Origin of the sequence: Thioalkalivibrio sp. ALE20 (assembly GCF_000381405.1) — a bacterium.
Classification (GTDB): Bacteria; Pseudomonadota; Gammaproteobacteria; order Ectothiorhodospirales; family Ectothiorhodospiraceae; genus Thioalkalivibrio.
In genome coordinates this window covers 435,126-450,187 of the sequence record NZ_KB906472.1, presented here as the reverse complement: position 1 = coordinate 450,187, position 15,062 = coordinate 435,126, and the positions used below count along the sequence as shown (strand labels likewise).

Below are 15,062 nucleotides of genomic sequence, written 5' to 3'. Positions count from 1 at the left end.
AGCTCCGGATCGTCCACCATGTCCGCCTTGTTCAGGAACACCACGATGTGCGGCACGCCCACCTGGCGCGACAGCAGGATGTGTTCCCGCGTCTGCGGCATCGGACCGTCCGCCGCCGAAACCACCAGAATGGCGCCGTCCATCTGCGCCGCACCGGTGATCATGTTCTTCACATAGTCCGCGTGACCCGGGCAGTCCACGTGCGCGTAGTGGCGCGTGTCCGACTCGTACTCCACGTGCGCCGTCGCAATCGTGATACCGCGCTGCTTCTCTTCCGGCGCGTTGTCAATCTGGTCAAAGGCACGCGCATCGCTGCCGTACTTCTTCGCCTGAACCACCGTCAACGCCGCCGTCAGCGTCGTCTTCCCGTGGTCCACATGACCAATCGTCCCCACATTCACGTGCGGCTTCTTGCGTTCGAACTTTTCCTTGGACATATCTCGCTTCCCCGGATCGTGACGCTGTCGTTACGACGGCAGCACTGACGCTGCTACGTGCCTGAAAAAATGGAGCTCATGACCGGACTCGAACCGGTGACCTCTTCCTTACCAAGGAAGTGCTCTACCTGCTGAGCTACATGAGCCTGACCTGCAAGCCAGAATCTGGAGCGGGTGATGGGAATCGAACCCACATCATCAGCTTGGAAGGCTGAGGTTCTACCATTGAACTACACCCGCAGAACCCTGGCTTTCTCGCCATCGCCCGCTCGGGTCGCTGGCATGAAACTGGGTGGTGGAGGGAGGAGGATTCGAACCTCCGAAGGCTGTGCCAGCAGATTTACAGTCTGCCCCCGTTGGCCGCTTGGGTATCCCTCCTGAACCAAGCCGTGCATTCTGAGAGACAGATCAGGGCAAGTCAACCCCGCGCGAGAGGCCGTTCGCAAAACCTTCGATCGGCCCGCATCGAGGGCGCTGACGGCGAAAAACCTTGCACCCATCCTTGTAATCCGCCGAATAACCGCTCTAATATCGAGCGAATGCACGGGTCGGCCGCGGCGCCGCCCAGGACATGCGTTTTCATTCCGGACCGCGCCACGTAGAGTGTGGATCATCCCCAATAACGTCTGCGAACACCCATGGCCAACAGCAACACGACGCCCCGCCTGCCGGGGCTGGCGAAACGCCTCGTCGACAACGGGCTGATTGCACAGGACATCGCCCAGCAGCTGGTCGAACAGGCGCGGACCCAACAGACCCCCCTCATGGCGCTGCTGGCCGACAAGGGCGACGTGCCGGAACCGCGACTGGTGGAGGCGGCGGCCGAGGAGTTCGGGCTTCCGGTGCTGGACATGGCGGCCTTTGACGAGGAAGTCATCCCGCGTGACCACCTGAACGAGAAGCTGATCCAGAAGCATCATGCCCTGCCTCTGATGCAGCGCGGCAACCGGCTGTTCATCGCCGTGTCCGATCCCACCAACCTGGTGGCCACCGACGAATTCAAGTTCGCCACCGGAATGCCCGTCGAGGCGGTGCTGGTGGAACCGAAGAAGCTGGACCGGGCGATCGACGACGCGCTCAATGCTGCGTCGCAGCTGATGGAGGACCTGGGCGACGACGAACTCGACAGCCTGAACGTCGAGGCGGATTCCGACGCCGACAACGCATCCGAGGAAGGCGACGCAGTCGACGACGCCCCGGTCGTTCGCTTCGTCAACAAGCTCCTGATGGACGCCATCAACCGCAAGGCGTCGGATATCCACCTGGAGCCGTTCGAGAAAGATTTCCGTGTGCGCTTCCGCATCGACGGCGTGCTGCACGAGGTGGCTCATCCACCGACCTCGCTGGCCCCGCGCATCCTTGCACGCGTCAAGGTCATGTCGCGCATGGACATCGCCGAGCGCCGCATTCCGCAGGACGGGCGCATCAAGCTGAAGCTCTCGCGCACCCGCGCGATCGATTTCCGGGTCAGTTCGCTGCCCACGCTGTTCGGCGAAAAGATCGTGCTGCGAATCCTCGACCCGAGCTCGGCATCGATGGGCATCGATCAGCTCGGTTACGAGGAGGAGCAGAAGGCGCAGTACCTGGAGGCCCTCGGCCGCCCGTACGGAATGATCCTGGTGACCGGACCGACCGGCTCCGGCAAGACCGTCTCCCTCTACACCGGTCTGGGCATCCTCAACACGTCCGACCGCAACATCTCCACTGCGGAAGACCCGTCCGAGATCAACATGCCCGGGGTGAACCAGGTCAACATCAACCCCAAGGTCGGACTGACATTCGCCAGCGCACTGCGCGCCTTCCTGCGCCAGGATCCCGACGTAATCATGGTCGGCGAGATCCGCGACCTGGAAACCGCCGAGATCGCCATCAAGGCCGCCCAGACCGGGCATCTGGTACTCTCCACCCTGCACACCAACGATGCGCCGCAAACCCTGACGCGCCTGGCCAACATGGGGGTCCCGCCATACAACATCGCCTCGTCCATCCTGCTGATCATCGCGCAGCGACTGGCGCGCCGTCTGTGCCCCAACTGCAAGGCACCCGAGGATCTGCCGGAGGAAACGCTGCGCGACGAGGGCTTCACCGACGAGGAGCTCGAACAGGGCTTCACGGTGTACCGGCCGGTGGGCTGCGATCAGTGCACCAACGGCTACAAGGGCCGGGTCGGGATCTACCAGGTTCTGCCGATCTCGGAGGAACTCGAACGAATCATCCTTGAGAATGGCAACAGCACCGAACTCGCCCGCCAGGCCGAAAAGGAAGGCATCAAGGACCTGCGACGGGCGGGCCTGCACAAGGTCATCGAAGGGCTGACCAGCCTGGAAGAAGTCAACCGCGTGACCATCGACTAGCGGCTAAGGGGGACAGGGAATGGCCGATTCCGGCACGATCTATACTTGGGAAGGCCTCAACAAGAACGGCGACCGCGTCAAGGGCGAAGTGCCCGCGGAGAACGAGACCTCCGCGCGCGCCGAACTGCGCAAGAACGGCGTCAACGTTCTGAAAATCAAGAAGAAGCCGAAACCCCTTCTGGGAGGCGGGCAGAAGAAGATCATCCCCGCCGACATCGCATATTTCCTGCGGCAGATGACCACCATGCTGCAGTCGGGCGTGCCGCTGGTGCAGGCGTTCGAAATCGTGGGACGGGGCAACGAAAAGGCCTCGATGCGCGATCTGATCATGCAGATCAAGACCGACGTCGAGGGCGGCGACACCTTCGCCACCGCCCTGTCGAAGCACCCGAAGCACTTCGACGACCTCGTGGTGAATCTGGTCGAGTCGGGCGAGCAGTCCGGAACCCTGGAGACGCTGCTCGACAAGATCGCGACCTACAAGGAGAAAACGGAGGCCCTCAAGGCCAAGATCCGCAAGGCCCTGTTCTATCCGGCGGCGGTCATCGTGGTGGCCATCGTGGTAACAGCCATCCTGCTGATCTACGTGGTGCCGCAGTTCGAATCCCTGTTCCAGGGCTTCGGCGCGGACCTGCCGGTGTTCACCCGCATGGTCATTAACATGTCGGAGTTCGTGCAGGCCTGGTGGTGGGCCCTGCTTGGCGGGGCCGTTCTGGCCGGTTTCCTCTTCGTCCAGGCACGCCAGCGTCTCCCGAAATTCGATCGCTTCCTCGACATCGCGATCCTGCGTGCCCCGGCATTCGGGCCCATCCTGCGCAAGGCCGCGGTGGCCCGTTTCGCCCGCACGCTGTCCACCATGTTCGCCGCCGGCGTGCCTTTGGTGGACGCCCTCAACTCGGTCTCCGGCGCGACGGGTAACGCCGTTTATCGCGAAGCGACCGAGCGCATGCGCGATGAGACCGCGGCCGGCGGCCAGCTGCAATGGTCGATGCGCAATACCGCCGTGTTCCCCAACATGGTGGTGCAGATGGTCGCGATCGGCGAGGAATCCGGCTCGCTGGACACCATGCTGGGCAAGGTCGCCGACTTCTACGAAGAAGAAGTCGACAACGCGGTGGACAGCCTGTCCAGCCTGCTCGAGCCGCTGATCATGGTCGTGCTGGGCGTGCTGGTCGGCGGCCTGGTCATCGCCATGTATCTGCCGATCTTCCACATGGGGCAGGTTCTGTGACGGCCACCCGCGGCCGCCGGCCATGAGCGATCTGCTGGCCAATCCGGCGATCGCGATCGCGGTCGCCGCCGTTCTCGGGCTCGTGATCGGCAGCTTCATCAACGTCGTGATCGCGCGGCTGCCGGTGATACTCGAACGGGAGTGGCAGGCCGAGGCCCGCTACGTCCTGGATGGCGAGGAACCGCCGGCGGATACCACCGCGGAACGTTTCGACCTGATCCATCCCCGCTCGCGCTGTCCGAACTGCCAGCGCGCCATCCGCGCGATCGAGAACATCCCGCTGCTCAGCTTTGCGTTCCTGCGTGGCCGCTGTCCCGGCTGTGGTGTGCGCATCAGCTGGCAGTATCCGGCGGTGGAACTGCTCACCGGGATCCTGTTCGCAGTCACCGTCTGGTATTTCGGCACGGGCATCGAAGCCGGCATGGCCCTGATCCTGACGGCCGTCCTGATCGCGGCCGGGGGGATCGACGCCCGCACCACCCTGCTGCCGGACCAGCTGACGCTCCCGCTGCTGTGGCTCGGCCTGCTGGTCAACAGCTTCGGGCTGTTCACCGACCTGCAGTCCGCGGTGTTCGGGGCCATGGCGGGTTACCTGCTCCTGTGGCTGATCTTCCACGGCTTCCGCCTGCTCACCGGGAAGGAAGGGATGGGGTATGGCGATTTCAAGCTGCTGGCCGCCCTGGGCGCGTGGCTGGGCTGGCAGGCCCTGCCCGTCATTCTGCTGCTCGCGTCACTGGTGGGTGCGGTGGTCGGGATCGCGCTGATCGCCCTGCGCGGGCGCGACCGCAACATCCCCATTCCTTTCGGCCCGTACCTCGCCGCCGCCGGCTGGCTGACGCTGATCACCGGCGACGCGTTGCTGCGCATCTATTTTCCTCACGGCCTATAATCCGGGGGTATGGAACGGGCGGGCCTGACCGGCGGCATTGGATCCGGGAAAACCCGGGTGGCGGCATTGTTCGCGGAACTGGGGGTACCGGTTCTGGATGCCGACCGCGTCACCCGCGAACTGCAGGAACCCGGCCAGCCCCTGCACGGGGCCATCGTTGAATACTTCGGCCCCGGGGTGCTCGATCCGCGCGGTCACCTCGATCGCCGTGCGCTGGCCGCGCGCGTGTTTGCCGACCCGGCCGAGCGCGAAGCGCTGGAAGCCATCGTTCACCCGCGGGTCCATCGGGAGATCCATGCCCGACTCCAGCAATACGACACGGACGCCCCGTATGCCCTGATCGTGGTCCCGCTGCTGTTCGAGGCCGGCTGGGAGGACGATTTTGTTCGGGTGATCACCGTCGAATGCACGCCCGAGGAGCAAATCGAACGAGTCACCCGGCGCGACGACCGGACCCGGGAGGAGGTCGCCGCCATCATGGAGCGTCAGCTCGGGTCCGACGAACGGCGCCGGCGGGCGGACGCCTGGATCGACAATCGGGACAGCGTGGACGATGCCCGGCTTCGTGAACAGGTACTGACCATCGACCGCGAATTGCGCTCCCTCACTTCCGACGGGTAGAAACCATGCCCCCCAATGTTCGATACTGCAGGATCTTCAATCCAATGGCGCCGCCGTGACCCGTCCGCTGATCTTCGAACAGCCCCTCCACGAACGGATCCGCCTCCTGCTCCGGCTGGAGGCGCTCACGCAACGTTTCGGTGACGCCCTGCAGGCAGGGCAACCTTACGACCATCACGAAGCCCTGGTCTCCCTGGTCGACATCTATGCGCTGGTCACGCGCGTCGACATCAAGCGCGAACTGATGGGCGAGATCGAACGCCAGACCGCCAATCTGCAACGGCTGGCCGACCAGCCCGGGATCGACGCCAGCCGTTTCCGAAGCACGATGGACGACCAGCGACGCCTGCATACCGCACTCGAAGAGCAGGCCGGGGCGCTGGACGGGGCGGTCCGCGAGAACGAATTCTTCAACAGTGTGCGCCAGCGGATGGCCCTGCCCGGGGGAGCCTTCGACTTCGATCTGCCGATCTACCACCACTGGCTGTCACAGCCCGTGGAAGCACGCACCGAGCTGCTGCTGGAGTGGTTCCGGCCGCTGGAGAGCGTGACCGAGGCCACGCAGCACGTGCTGCGCTATATCCGCGGATCCGGTAACGACCGCAGCGTCACCGCGGAGGAGGGCTTCCTGGAACAGCCCCTGGACAGCCAGCACGCCTGGCAGATGATCCGGGTCAGCGTGGACCCGCAGCTGGGCATCTACCCCGAGATCTCGGGCGGGCGTCAGCGCTTCACCGTGCGCTTCATGGATCCCGGCGATTTCCGCTCGCGCCCGAATCCGGTGCGCGAGGATGTGACGTTCGGCCTTTGCTGCTGCGCCCTGTAGTTAGGACCGGGCGGCACCGCCCGTGCCGTCACTCCCCGCCGCCCGGCGGCTCTCCGAGCAGACCACGAATGGCCGCAATCCCGCAGGCACCGGCGGCGCGGGCCGGCGCGAGGCTGCCCGCGTCCAGCCCCCCCAGGGCGTAGACCGGCACCGGACTCGCAGCGGTCAGACGTGCCAGACCGTCCCAGCCCAGCGGCGTCGCCCCCGGGTGCGTCCGGGTCGGCCGGACCGGACCGACCACGGCCAGATCGGGCGCCAGCCTCCCCGCCTCCTGGAGACCCGTGACATCGTGCGCCGAGACGCTGATACGGCCGGCTACCGCGGGGCGCCGGGACAGCGCCCGCCAGCGCCGCTCCGGCAGATGCACCCCGGCCGGCGGCAGCTCGTCCAGCCAGTCCAGCGGCGCGTTCAGCAGCACTTCGGTACCCAGCGACTGCGACACCGCCACCAGATCCCGGGCAAAGCGGAGATAGTCGTCCCGTGCCAGCCCCGGCGCACGGATCTGCAACAGCCCCACGTCCCCGTGCCGGAGGCGGGCCGCCACACGGTCCACCACGGCGGCGATGCCGTCGGACCCGGCCGGGTCGGGCGTCACCAGAAGGAAATCGGGGAGCTGCAACAGGCGCAGTATCGGGCCGTTGGCGGCCGGGAAATCCGCCGGATCCAGCGCGGCCGCCTCGCGCCAGCACAGGGCACGTCCTTCGCACTCCCGGACCTCGCCGCTCCAGTCCGGCACCCGGAACACGTGCAACCTGACGCGGCGGTCGCCGTAGTCGTGCTCCAGCCGCAGGCAGGGGATGGCCTGCTCGACCCCCAGGCCGGTCTCCTCCCGGATCTCGCGTACCAGGCCCGCGACCGGGGACTCGTCCGCCTCCAGCTTGCCGCCGGGGAATTCGAGGCGGCCCGGCTGATGCTGCCCGGCCCCGCGCTGACCAACCAGGACCCGGCCGGCCCCGTCCTCGATCACGCCCAGCGCCACATCAAGCGGTGCCGCCTCAGGAGCGGTATTCGGCATTGATGCGCACGTACTCGTGGGAGAAATCGCAGGTGTACTTGCGCGCCCGCGCATCGCCCCGTCCGAGGTCGATGGCGATGGTGATCTCGTCGGCCGCGAAGGCGGCCTGGCCGTCTTCCTCGCGGTATTCGGGCGCGCGGCCGCCAGCGCGCACGATCGCCAGACCGTTGATGTCCACCGTGACACCCTCGATCCGGAGATCGCTGACGCCGGCCCGTCCCACAGCTGCGAGGATGCGCCCCCAGTTCGGGTCGCTGGCGTACAGCGCGGTCTTCACCAGAGGGGACAACGCGACCGTCTCGGCAACGCGCTCGGCTTCCGCCCGCTCGCATGCGCCCGTCACCTCCACGGTCACGAACTTGGTCGCCCCTTCCCCGTCGCGCACGATCGCGGTCGCCAGTTCCAGACACAGTGACCCCAGCGCCTGCGCGAACGCGGTGCGGTTGGCATCGCCGGCGAGGCGGACACCGCTGGCCCCGCTGGCCATGCAGACCAGCGCGTCATTGGTCGAGGTATCGCCATCCACGGTAATGGCGTTGAAACTGTCACGGTTCGCCTCGCGCAGCAGCGCGTCCAGCTCGTCCGCATCGGTGGCCAGATCGGTGCCGACAAACCCCAGCATCGTCGCCATGTCGGGATGGATCATCCCCGATCCCTTCGCCATGCCTGTCAGCCGCACGCGCCCTTGGGACAGCCGGACGTCGCGGCTTGCGACCTTGGTCACCGTGTCGGTGGTCATGATCGCCCGCGCCGCCCGCAGCCAGCTCACGCCATCCTCGGCCAGTCCGGCATGGAGCGCAGGCAGGGCCGCCTCCAGCCGCTCCAGCGGAAAAGGCTCGCCGATCACCCCGGTGGAAAACGGCAGCACCGCCGAGGCCTCGCTGTCGACCAACCGGGCCAGGGCCGTGCAGCTGGCCTTGGCCGCACGCAGCCCGGGCTCACCGGTACCCGCGTTGGCGTTCCCGGCGTTGATCAGAAGCCAGCGGGGACGCCCCTCCGCCTGATGGCGACGAGCGACCTCCACCGGCGCGGCGCGAAAGGCACTGGTTGTGTACAACGCGGCGACCACTGCGTGTTCGCCACCGTCCATCAGCACCAGGTCATCACGACCGGCATACCGGATGCCGGCCGCCCCGGCTGCCAGACGGATGCCCGGCACGGCCGGCGGCGCCGACGGTTCCTGCAGTCCCACGGCCATCAGCGCGTCTCCCCGGACCGGCCGTCAGAGACGGCCGTGGCAGTGCTTGTATTTCTTGCCGGAACCGCACCAGCAGGGCTCGTTGCGTCCGAGCTTGGGCTCCTCCCGCCGGTACGTCTCGTCACCACCGGCGACCTTGCGCGCGTCCTCGTCCGCGGCGCCCCCGTCGTCCTCGTCCGCGGCCAACGGACTGTCGGGGTTCTCGTGGCGGAAATTCATGGCCCCGGTGTCCGGTGCCTGGCGTTCCGGCTGCAGCTGTTCGGCGTCCTCGGCGGAACGCAGCTGGATACGCAGCAGCATCTTGATCACGTCGTGCTTGATGCGCTCCAGCAGCGACTGGAACATCGCGAACGCTTCTTTCTTGTATTCCTGCTTGGGATTGCGGTTGGCATACCCGCGCAGGCCGATCCCCTGGCGCAGATAGTCCATCGCCGCCAGGTGTTCCTTCCACTGCGAATCCAGCACCTGCAGCATCACGTCGCGCTGCAGGCGATTCATGGTGGCATCGCCCAGCTGTTCGCGCTTGCCGTTGAGGGCCTCGCGCGCCCGCTCGATGATGCGCTCGCGCAGCGGCTCCTCGTGCAGGTCGTCCTCGTCATCCAGCCACTGCTTGACCGGCAGTTCCAGGCCGAATTCGTTGCGCAGCGCCTGCTCCAGCCCTTCCGGATCCCAGATATCCTCGATGCTGCCGGGCGGGATATACTCGCTGATCTGCGCATTCATCACGTCGGCCACCAGGGCATCGATGGTGTCGCTGATGTCCTCGGTGGTCAGCAGTTCCGCGCGCTGCTCGTAGATGACCTGGCGCTGGTCGTTGGCGACGTCGTCGTATTCCAGCAGCTGCTTGCGGATATCGAAGTTGTGCGCCTCGACCTTGCGCTGGGCGTTCTCGATGGCGCGCGAGACCCAGGCGTTCTCGATCGCCTCGCCTTCCTTCATGCCCAGGCGTCCCATCAGGGACTTCACCCGTTCGGACGCGAACACCCGCATCAGGTTGTCTTCCAGGGACAGGAAGAACCGGCTGGAGCCCGGATCGCCCTGGCGCCCCGAACGCCCGCGCAGCTGGTTGTCGATGCGCCGCGATTCGTGCCGCTCCGAGCCGATGATGTGCAGGCCGCCGGCGGCGATGACGTCGTCGTGGCGTTTCTGCCAGTCTTCGCGGATGCGTTCGCGCTGCTGCTCGTCGTTCGGATCGACACCGGCCAGTTCCGCGTCGAGACTGCCGCCGAGGACGATGTCGGTACCGCGCCCGGCCATGTTGGTGGCCAGGGTCACGGCCCCCGGACGTCCCGCCTGGGCGATGATGTGCGCCTCGCGCTCGTGCTGCTTGGCGTTGAGCACCTCGAATTCGATGCCCTTCTCCTTGAGGGACTTCGCCAGCCGCTCGGAGCTGTCCACCGAGGCCGTGCCGACCAGCACCGGCTGGCCGCGTTCGACGCACCACTGGATCTCCTTGGCGATCGCGTCGTACTTCTCGTCCTGGGTCAGGTACACCAGATCCTGCATGTCCTCGCGGATCAGCGGCTTGTTCCCGGGAACCACCACAACCTCCAGGCCGTAGATGGTCTGGAACTCGTAGGCCTCGGTATCCGCGGTGCCGGTCATGCCCGCCAGCTTGTCGTACTGGCGGAAGTAGTTCTGGAAGGTGATCGAGGCGAGCGTCTGGTTCTCGCGCTGGATCGGCACGCCCTCCTTGGCCTCGATCGCCTGATGCAGCCCCTCGGACCAGCGCCGACCGGTCATGATGCGGCCGGTGAATTCGTCGATGATCTGGACCTGGTTGTCGCGCACCAGATAGTCGACATCCCGATGGAACAGGGCATGCGCGCGCAGCGCTGCGTTCAGATGGTGCAGGACCGCGATCGCGCCGGCGTCGTACAGCGACTGGTCCTCCTCCAGCAGGCCGGCCTCGCGCAGCAGGGCCTCGGCCTTCTCGTGGCCGTCCTCGCTGAGGAATACCTGTTTGGCCTTCTCGTCAACGAAGTAGTCGCCCTCGCTCTCTTCGTCTTCCTGCCGCGTCAGCTGCGGCGGGATCGCGTTCATGCGCTCGTACAGCTCGGAGTCCGAACCGGACGGGCCGGAAATGATCAGCGGCGTGCGCGCCTCGTCGATCAGGATCGAGTCCACCTCGTCGACCAGCGCGTAGTTCAGGCCCCGCTGCACGCGCTGATCGGCCGAGAAGGCCATGTTGTCGCGCAGATAGTCGAAACCGAACTCGTTGTTCGTGCCATAGGTGATGTCGGCCGCGTAGGCCTCGGTACGGGTGACCGGCCGCAGGCCGTCCATGCCGTCCTCACCCGCCACATGGTCGGGGTCGAACACGAACGAGGAGGCACCGCCCGACTGCCCGCCGGAGGAGTTGATGACGCCGACCGTCAGCCCCAGGGCCTGGTAGAGCCGTCCCATCCAGGCCGCATCGCGGCGGGCGAGATAGTCGTTCACGGTCACCACGTGCACGCCATCGCCCGGCAGCGCATTGAGATAGGCCGTCAGGGTCGCGACCAGGGTCTTGCCCTCGCCGGTGCGCATTTCCGCGATCCGTCCGTCGTGCAGGACCATCCCGCCCATCAGCTGGACATCGAAGTGGCGCAGGCCCAGTACGCGGTCGCTCATCGCGCGGCAGACCGCGAAGGCTTCCGGCAGCAGCGCATCCACGTCCTCGCCCGACTGCAGCCGCCGGCGGAATTCATCGGTCTTGTGCCGCAGCTCTTCCTGCGGCAGATCGTCGATGGCCGGGGCCAGGGCATTGATGCGCTCGGCCTTTTTCGCGTAGCGCTTGATGATGCGGTCGTTGCGACTGCCGAAGAACTTGCGTACGAGCTGCTTCATGGGGATCCGGAAGATTGGCTGAAACCGACCTAGGATAAACGATCCGCGGAGGTCACGCTCAGCGATGGACGTAGTCGGCCGGATTCTCCGGTCCGCCGGGACCGTGGACTTCGAAATGGAGATGGGTATCCGTCGCCCGTCCGGTACTGCCCATGCGGGCGATGGGCTGGCCCGCTTCCACCCGTTCCCCGGGATCGACCAGCAACTCCGAATTATGCGCGTAACGGGTCAGCAACCCGTCGGCATGAACGATGTCGACGCTGCGCCCGAACCCGCCGTTGGTGTCCGCCCGCACCACGATCCCGTCCGCGGCCGCCCGGATCTCGGAGCCCTCGCGTCCGGCGTAGTCGATGCCGGAATGGAAACGCCGCTCGCCGGTGAACGGATCGTCGCGGTATCCAAAGGCCGAACTGACCCAGGCCTCGGATTCCACCGGCCGCACGCCGGGGCGCATGCGCTCGTCCCGGGCATCGCCGCGCACCGCCTCGTCCAGGCGCGCGACCGTCGTGTCGCGCCGCCCCAGCAGGTGATCCAGCGCGGCGATGCGACGGTCCACCGCGGCCGCGGAGTCCGGCGGCGCCGGTCCGCCGCGACCGCCGGCCTCCGGTTCCAGCGCCTCCGGGTCCAGATCCAGGGCGTCGCCCAGACCGGACATGCGCAGGTCCAGACGCGCCTGGCGGTTTTCCAGCTCGACCAGACGGGACGCCAGCGACTCCACCCCCTCGCGCGCGAGCTCGCGTTCCGCGAGTTCGAGATCGGGCGAGCCCACGGTCGGAAGCACGGGGATTTCGACCACGTCACGCTGCTGCTGGCCCAGCTGATAGCCGGCGGTCACGACCGCGGCCAGCATCCCCAGCAGCGCCGGAACCACCAGCCACAGCGGGATCCGGGTACAGACACCGCCGGCTCGTAGTAGCATCAGGTCCATGCAACCTCCGTTGATTCCTCCAAGCCCCGAGCGGGAGGCGCCATGTCAGCCATGACGCCGCCCCGCATCGGCCGATACATCCGCGCCGCGTGGCAGAGCCACGTCACCCCGGACCGGGCACTGGAACGGGCGCTGGCCGGGCTGGTCGGAACGCACGTCGCCAGCGGGCGCCTCCAGCTGGTGCGCCACGACACCACCCTGGTGGCGGTCTGCCGCGACCGTGCCCTGTGCACCGAGATGCGCTTCCAGCAGCGCGAGATCCTCAAGACCCTGCAGGCGGCCGGCTACCCCGAAGTGGAGCGCGTGCGGGTCGCCCTGGGCGGTGCGGCCCGCTCCACCGAACCGGATCCGGTGCGCAGCCGTCCGCCGATCCCGGACAGCGCCCGCCAGACCCTGGAACAGACGGCCGGCGAGGTCGACGATCCCCGGCTGGCGGGAGCACTGCGGCGGTTGGCCCGCGCCCGTCCCCGCGATGCGGGGAACGACAGAGAGTGACGTCCCTCAGCCGGTGGCGCCCGGCTCCAGCTGCCCGAACGAGATCGGCAGCGGCTCGGAGGGATCCTCGAAGGTGACCTTTTCCCAGGCCGTCCGATCCGCGGCCAGCTGACGGATGAGCTGATTGTTCAGGGCATGGCCGGACTTGTGCCCGGTGAAGGCCCCGATCAGGCTGTGGCCCAGCAGGTAGAGATCGCCGACCACGTCGAGGATCTTGTGTTTTACCAGCTCGTTGTCGTAGCGCAGCCCGGTCTCGTTGAGGATCTTGAAGTCGTCCAGCACCACGGCATTGTCCAGGCTGCCGCCCAGTGCCAGCTGATTCGCACGCAGGGCCTCGATGTCGCGCATGAACCCGAAGGTCCGGGCGCGCGAGACTTCCTTCACGAACGAGGTCGACGAGAAATCCAGCTCGGCGCGCTGGCTCCCGTCGGTGAACATGGGGTGTTCAAAGTCGATGCAGAAGCCGACCTTGAACCCTTCATAGGGATCGAAGCGCACCCATTTGTCGCCGTCGCGAACCTCCACGCTGCGCTTCACCCGGATGAATTCCTTGGGAGCATCCTGCTCCTTGAGACCCGCGGACTGCAGCAGGAACACGAACGGTCCCGCGCTGCCGTCCATGATCGGGACCTCCGCCGCGCTCACGTCGACGAAGAGATTGTCGATGCCCAGACCGGCCACCGCCGACAGCAGATGTTCCACGGTGGAAACCCGCGCATCGCCGTTGACCAGGGTCGTGGACAGCCGCGTGTCCCCGACGTTCTCGGCCCGTGCCGGGATTTCCACCGGCGGGTCGAGGTCATCGCGGTGAAACACGATTCCGGTATTGGGGGGGGCCGGACGCAGCGTAAGGACCACCTTCTCGCCCGTATGGAGCCCCACTCCGGTCGCCCGGATGCTGTTCTTGAGCGTTCTTTGCCTGATCAACGCACTGCCTCTTCTGCGAGAGCGCATGGAGGGGAGCCCGGGCCCTCCCGGGCTCCGTTCATGCACACAACGAATGCTCCATTATTGCAGGATTCCGCTCCTCCTGCATGTCAAGTCCCTCAGTCAGCCTGCTTGCGCAGGAAAGCCGGGATGTCGAGCACATCGATATTCGACTGCTGGTTACCGCTGCCGTAATCGGTCGCGACCTCGTCCTGGCCGCGGCGCTGACGCTGGTGCGTGGGGCGGTCGAAGTCCACGTCGGAACCGGCCGCCGCCTGCTGCGGCTGGGCATCCACCACGCGCACCTGCGGGCGTTCGGGCTGCTCGGTCTGCGCGCCCAGGCCGGTGGCCACCAGCGTGACCCGCATCTCGTCGCTCATCTCGGGATCGATGACGGTACCCACCACCACGGTGGCGTCCTCGGAGGCCAGCGCCTTCACCGCTTCGCCGACTTCCTCGAATTCGCCGATACCGACATCCATGCCGCCGGTCACGTTGACCAGGATGCCGCGGGCCCCGGAAATGTCGATGTCCTCCAGCAGCGGGCTGGCAATCGCGGCCTCGGCGGCCTGGCGCGCACGGTCTTCGCCGGAACCGGTGCCGGTCCCCATCATTGCCATGCCCATCTCGCGCATCACGTTGCGTACGTCGGCAAAGTCGACGTTGATCAGGCCCGGACGGGTGATCAGCTCGGCGATGCCCTGCACCGCGCCGAACAGCACGTCGTTGGCGGCCTTGAAGGCGTCCAGCAGGGTGGTGTTCTTGCCCATCACCGTGAGCAGCTTCTCGTTGGGGATGGTGATCAGGGAGTCCACCTGCTCGGTCAGCGCCTTGATCCCGGACATGGCGACCTGCATGCGCTTCTTGCCCTCGAACGGGAACGGCTTGGTCACCACGGCGACCGTCAGAATGCCCATCTCCTTGGCGATCTGTGCCACCACCGGGGCCGCGCCGGTGCCGGTGCCGCCGCCCATGCCGGCGGTGATGAAGACCATGTCCGCGCCGTGCAGCAGGTCCTGCACCCGCTCGCGATCCTCCAGTGCGGCCTCGCGGCCCACCGACGGGTCGGCCCCGGCGCCCAGGCCCTTGGTGATGTCCCCGCCCAGCTGCAGCAGGGTCTTGGAATCCAGGCTCTTGAGCGCCTGGGCATCGGTATTGGCGCAGATGAAATCCACACCATCCAGCTGCGAATGAACCATGTGCTGTACGGCGTTGCCGCCGCCGCCACCCACGCCCACGACCTTGATCGTGGCGCTCTGGCTAAAGGTATCCATCAGTTCGAACGTCATGATTGCGTCCTCTTGTTTCGTGT

13 protein-coding genes and 3 tRNA genes are annotated in these 15,062 nt (G+C 66.6%); 6 read left to right on the top strand and 10 right to left on the bottom strand.

What is annotated here, in order from left to right:
• From F790_RS13725 to F790_RS0105560, 4 genes are all read right to left on the bottom strand, one after another.
• On the bottom strand, positions 1 to 437 hold a 437-nt coding region (locus tag F790_RS13725), incomplete at its 3' end, for a GTP-binding protein (RefSeq protein WP_019591058.1).
• A 70-nt stretch (positions 438 to 507) separates the two neighbouring features.
• Positions 508 to 583, bottom strand: a tRNA-Thr gene (locus tag F790_RS0105570).
• A 20-nt stretch (positions 584 to 603) separates the two neighbouring features.
• Positions 604 to 677: transfer RNA gene (locus tag F790_RS0105565), tRNA-Gly, on the bottom strand.
• A 53-nt stretch (positions 678 to 730) separates the two neighbouring features.
• Positions 731 to 815 (bottom strand) — tRNA-Tyr (locus F790_RS0105560).
• A 260-nt stretch (positions 816 to 1,075) separates the two neighbouring features.
• Here F790_RS0105560 and pilB point away from each other — a divergent pair.
• Genes pilB through zapD form a run of 5 tightly spaced genes read left to right on the top strand, consistent with a single transcriptional unit; the run spans position 1,076 to position 6,358 of the window.
• Complete coding sequence (pilB, locus tag F790_RS0105555) at positions 1,076 to 2,791, top strand: type IV-A pilus assembly ATPase PilB (RefSeq protein WP_018869891.1); 1,716 nt, start codon at positions 1,076 to 1,078, stop codon at positions 2,789 to 2,791.
• Between the two features lie 19 nt (positions 2,792 to 2,810).
• Positions 2,811 to 4,022 (top strand): type II secretion system F family protein, encoded by a 1,212-nt coding sequence (locus tag F790_RS0105550; protein WP_018869890.1) that lies wholly within the window; start codon positions 2,811 to 2,813, stop codon positions 4,020 to 4,022.
• Positions 4,023 to 4,044: 22 nt separating this feature from the next.
• Positions 4,045 to 4,911 (top strand): A24 family peptidase, encoded by an 867-nt coding sequence (locus F790_RS0105545; protein WP_019591057.1) that lies wholly within the window; start codon positions 4,045 to 4,047, stop codon positions 4,909 to 4,911.
• 9 nt (positions 4,912 to 4,920) lie between these two features.
• Positions 4,921 to 5,532, top strand: coding sequence for a dephospho-CoA kinase (gene coaE, locus F790_RS0105540; protein ID WP_018869888.1), 612 nt, complete (start codon positions 4,921 to 4,923; stop codon positions 5,530 to 5,532).
• Positions 5,533 to 5,587: 55 nt separating this feature from the next.
• Positions 5,588 to 6,358, top strand: coding sequence for a cell division protein ZapD (gene zapD, locus F790_RS0105535; protein WP_018869887.1), 771 nt, complete (start codon positions 5,588 to 5,590; stop codon positions 6,356 to 6,358).
• A gap of 28 nt (positions 6,359 to 6,386) precedes the next feature.
• Here zapD and F790_RS0105530 read toward each other — a convergent pair whose 3' ends face one another.
• From F790_RS0105530 to F790_RS0105515, 4 genes are read right to left on the bottom strand one after another with little or no spacing between them, the layout of a single operon-like run.
• Positions 6,387 to 7,373 carry a Nudix family hydrolase gene (locus tag F790_RS0105530; RefSeq protein WP_026279491.1) on the bottom strand — a complete coding sequence of 329 codons (987 nt, stop codon included), beginning with the start codon at positions 7,371 to 7,373 and terminating at the stop codon, positions 6,387 to 6,389.
• Complete coding sequence (argJ, locus tag F790_RS0105525; protein ID WP_019591056.1) at positions 7,354 to 8,571, bottom strand: bifunctional glutamate N-acetyltransferase/amino-acid acetyltransferase ArgJ; 1,218 nt, start codon at positions 8,569 to 8,571, stop codon at positions 7,354 to 7,356. Before argJ ends, F790_RS0105530 begins: the two co-directional genes overlap by 20 nt.
• 24 nt (positions 8,572 to 8,595) lie before the next feature.
• Positions 8,596 to 11,400 (bottom strand): preprotein translocase subunit SecA, encoded by a 2,805-nt coding sequence (gene secA / locus F790_RS0105520; RefSeq protein WP_019591055.1) that lies wholly within the window; start codon positions 11,398 to 11,400, stop codon positions 8,596 to 8,598.
• Between the two features lie 58 nt (positions 11,401 to 11,458).
• Positions 11,459 to 12,328, bottom strand: a complete 870-nt coding sequence (locus F790_RS0105515; RefSeq protein ID WP_018869883.1) for a M23 family metallopeptidase — start codon at positions 12,326 to 12,328, stop codon at positions 11,459 to 11,461.
• Between the two features lie 51 nt (positions 12,329 to 12,379).
• On the opposite strand from F790_RS0105515, the gene F790_RS0105510 reads away from it, so the two are divergent.
• A complete protein-coding gene (locus tag F790_RS0105510; protein ID WP_019021422.1) occupies positions 12,380 to 12,823 on the top strand; it encodes a DciA family protein in 444 nt (147 codons plus the stop codon).
• 6 nt (positions 12,824 to 12,829) lie between these two features.
• Here F790_RS0105510 and lpxC read toward each other — a convergent pair whose 3' ends face one another.
• Together lpxC and ftsZ are read right to left on the bottom strand one after the other, a co-directional pair.
• On the bottom strand, positions 12,830 to 13,750 hold the full coding sequence (gene lpxC / locus F790_RS0105505) for a UDP-3-O-acyl-N-acetylglucosamine deacetylase (protein WP_081617416.1): 921 nt from the start codon (positions 13,748 to 13,750) through the stop codon (positions 12,830 to 12,832).
• 119 nt (positions 13,751 to 13,869) lie between these two features.
• Positions 13,870 to 15,039 carry a cell division protein FtsZ gene (gene ftsZ, locus F790_RS0105500; protein WP_019021424.1) on the bottom strand — a complete coding sequence of 390 codons (1,170 nt, stop codon included), beginning with the start codon at positions 15,037 to 15,039 and terminating at the stop codon, positions 13,870 to 13,872.
• Between the last annotated feature and the right edge of the window lie 23 nt (positions 15,040 to 15,062).

What these genes read in the sequence shown, in the direction of transcription:
- pilB (WP_018869891.1), top strand. Translation starts at nt 1,076, where the DNA reads ATGGCCAACAGCAACACGACGCCCCGCCTGCCGGGGCTGGCGAAACGC.
- F790_RS0105550 (WP_018869890.1), top strand. Translation starts at nt 2,811, where the DNA reads ATGGCCGATTCCGGCACGATCTATACTTGGGAAGGCCTCAACAAGAAC.
- F790_RS0105545 (WP_019591057.1), top strand. Translation starts at nt 4,045, where the DNA reads ATGAGCGATCTGCTGGCCAATCCGGCGATCGCGATCGCGGTCGCCGCC.
- coaE (WP_018869888.1), top strand. Translation starts at nt 4,921, where the DNA reads ATGGAACGGGCGGGCCTGACCGGCGGCATTGGATCCGGGAAAACCCGG.
- F790_RS0105530 (WP_026279491.1), bottom strand. Translation starts at nt 7,373, where the DNA reads ATGCCGAATACCGCTCCTGAGGCGGCACCGCTTGATGTGGCGCTGGGC.
- argJ (WP_019591056.1), bottom strand. Translation starts at nt 8,571, where the DNA reads ATGGCCGTGGGACTGCAGGAACCGTCGGCGCCGCCGGCCGTGCCGGGC.
- secA (WP_019591055.1), bottom strand. Translation starts at nt 11,400, where the DNA reads ATGAAGCAGCTCGTACGCAAGTTCTTCGGCAGTCGCAACGACCGCATC.
- F790_RS0105515 (WP_018869883.1), bottom strand. Translation starts at nt 12,328, where the DNA reads ATGGACCTGATGCTACTACGAGCCGGCGGTGTCTGTACCCGGATCCCG.
- F790_RS0105510 (WP_019021422.1), top strand. Translation starts at nt 12,380, where the DNA reads ATGACGCCGCCCCGCATCGGCCGATACATCCGCGCCGCGTGGCAGAGC.
- ftsZ (WP_019021424.1), bottom strand. Translation starts at nt 15,039, where the DNA reads ATGACGTTCGAACTGATGGATACCTTTAGCCAGAGCGCCACGATCAAG.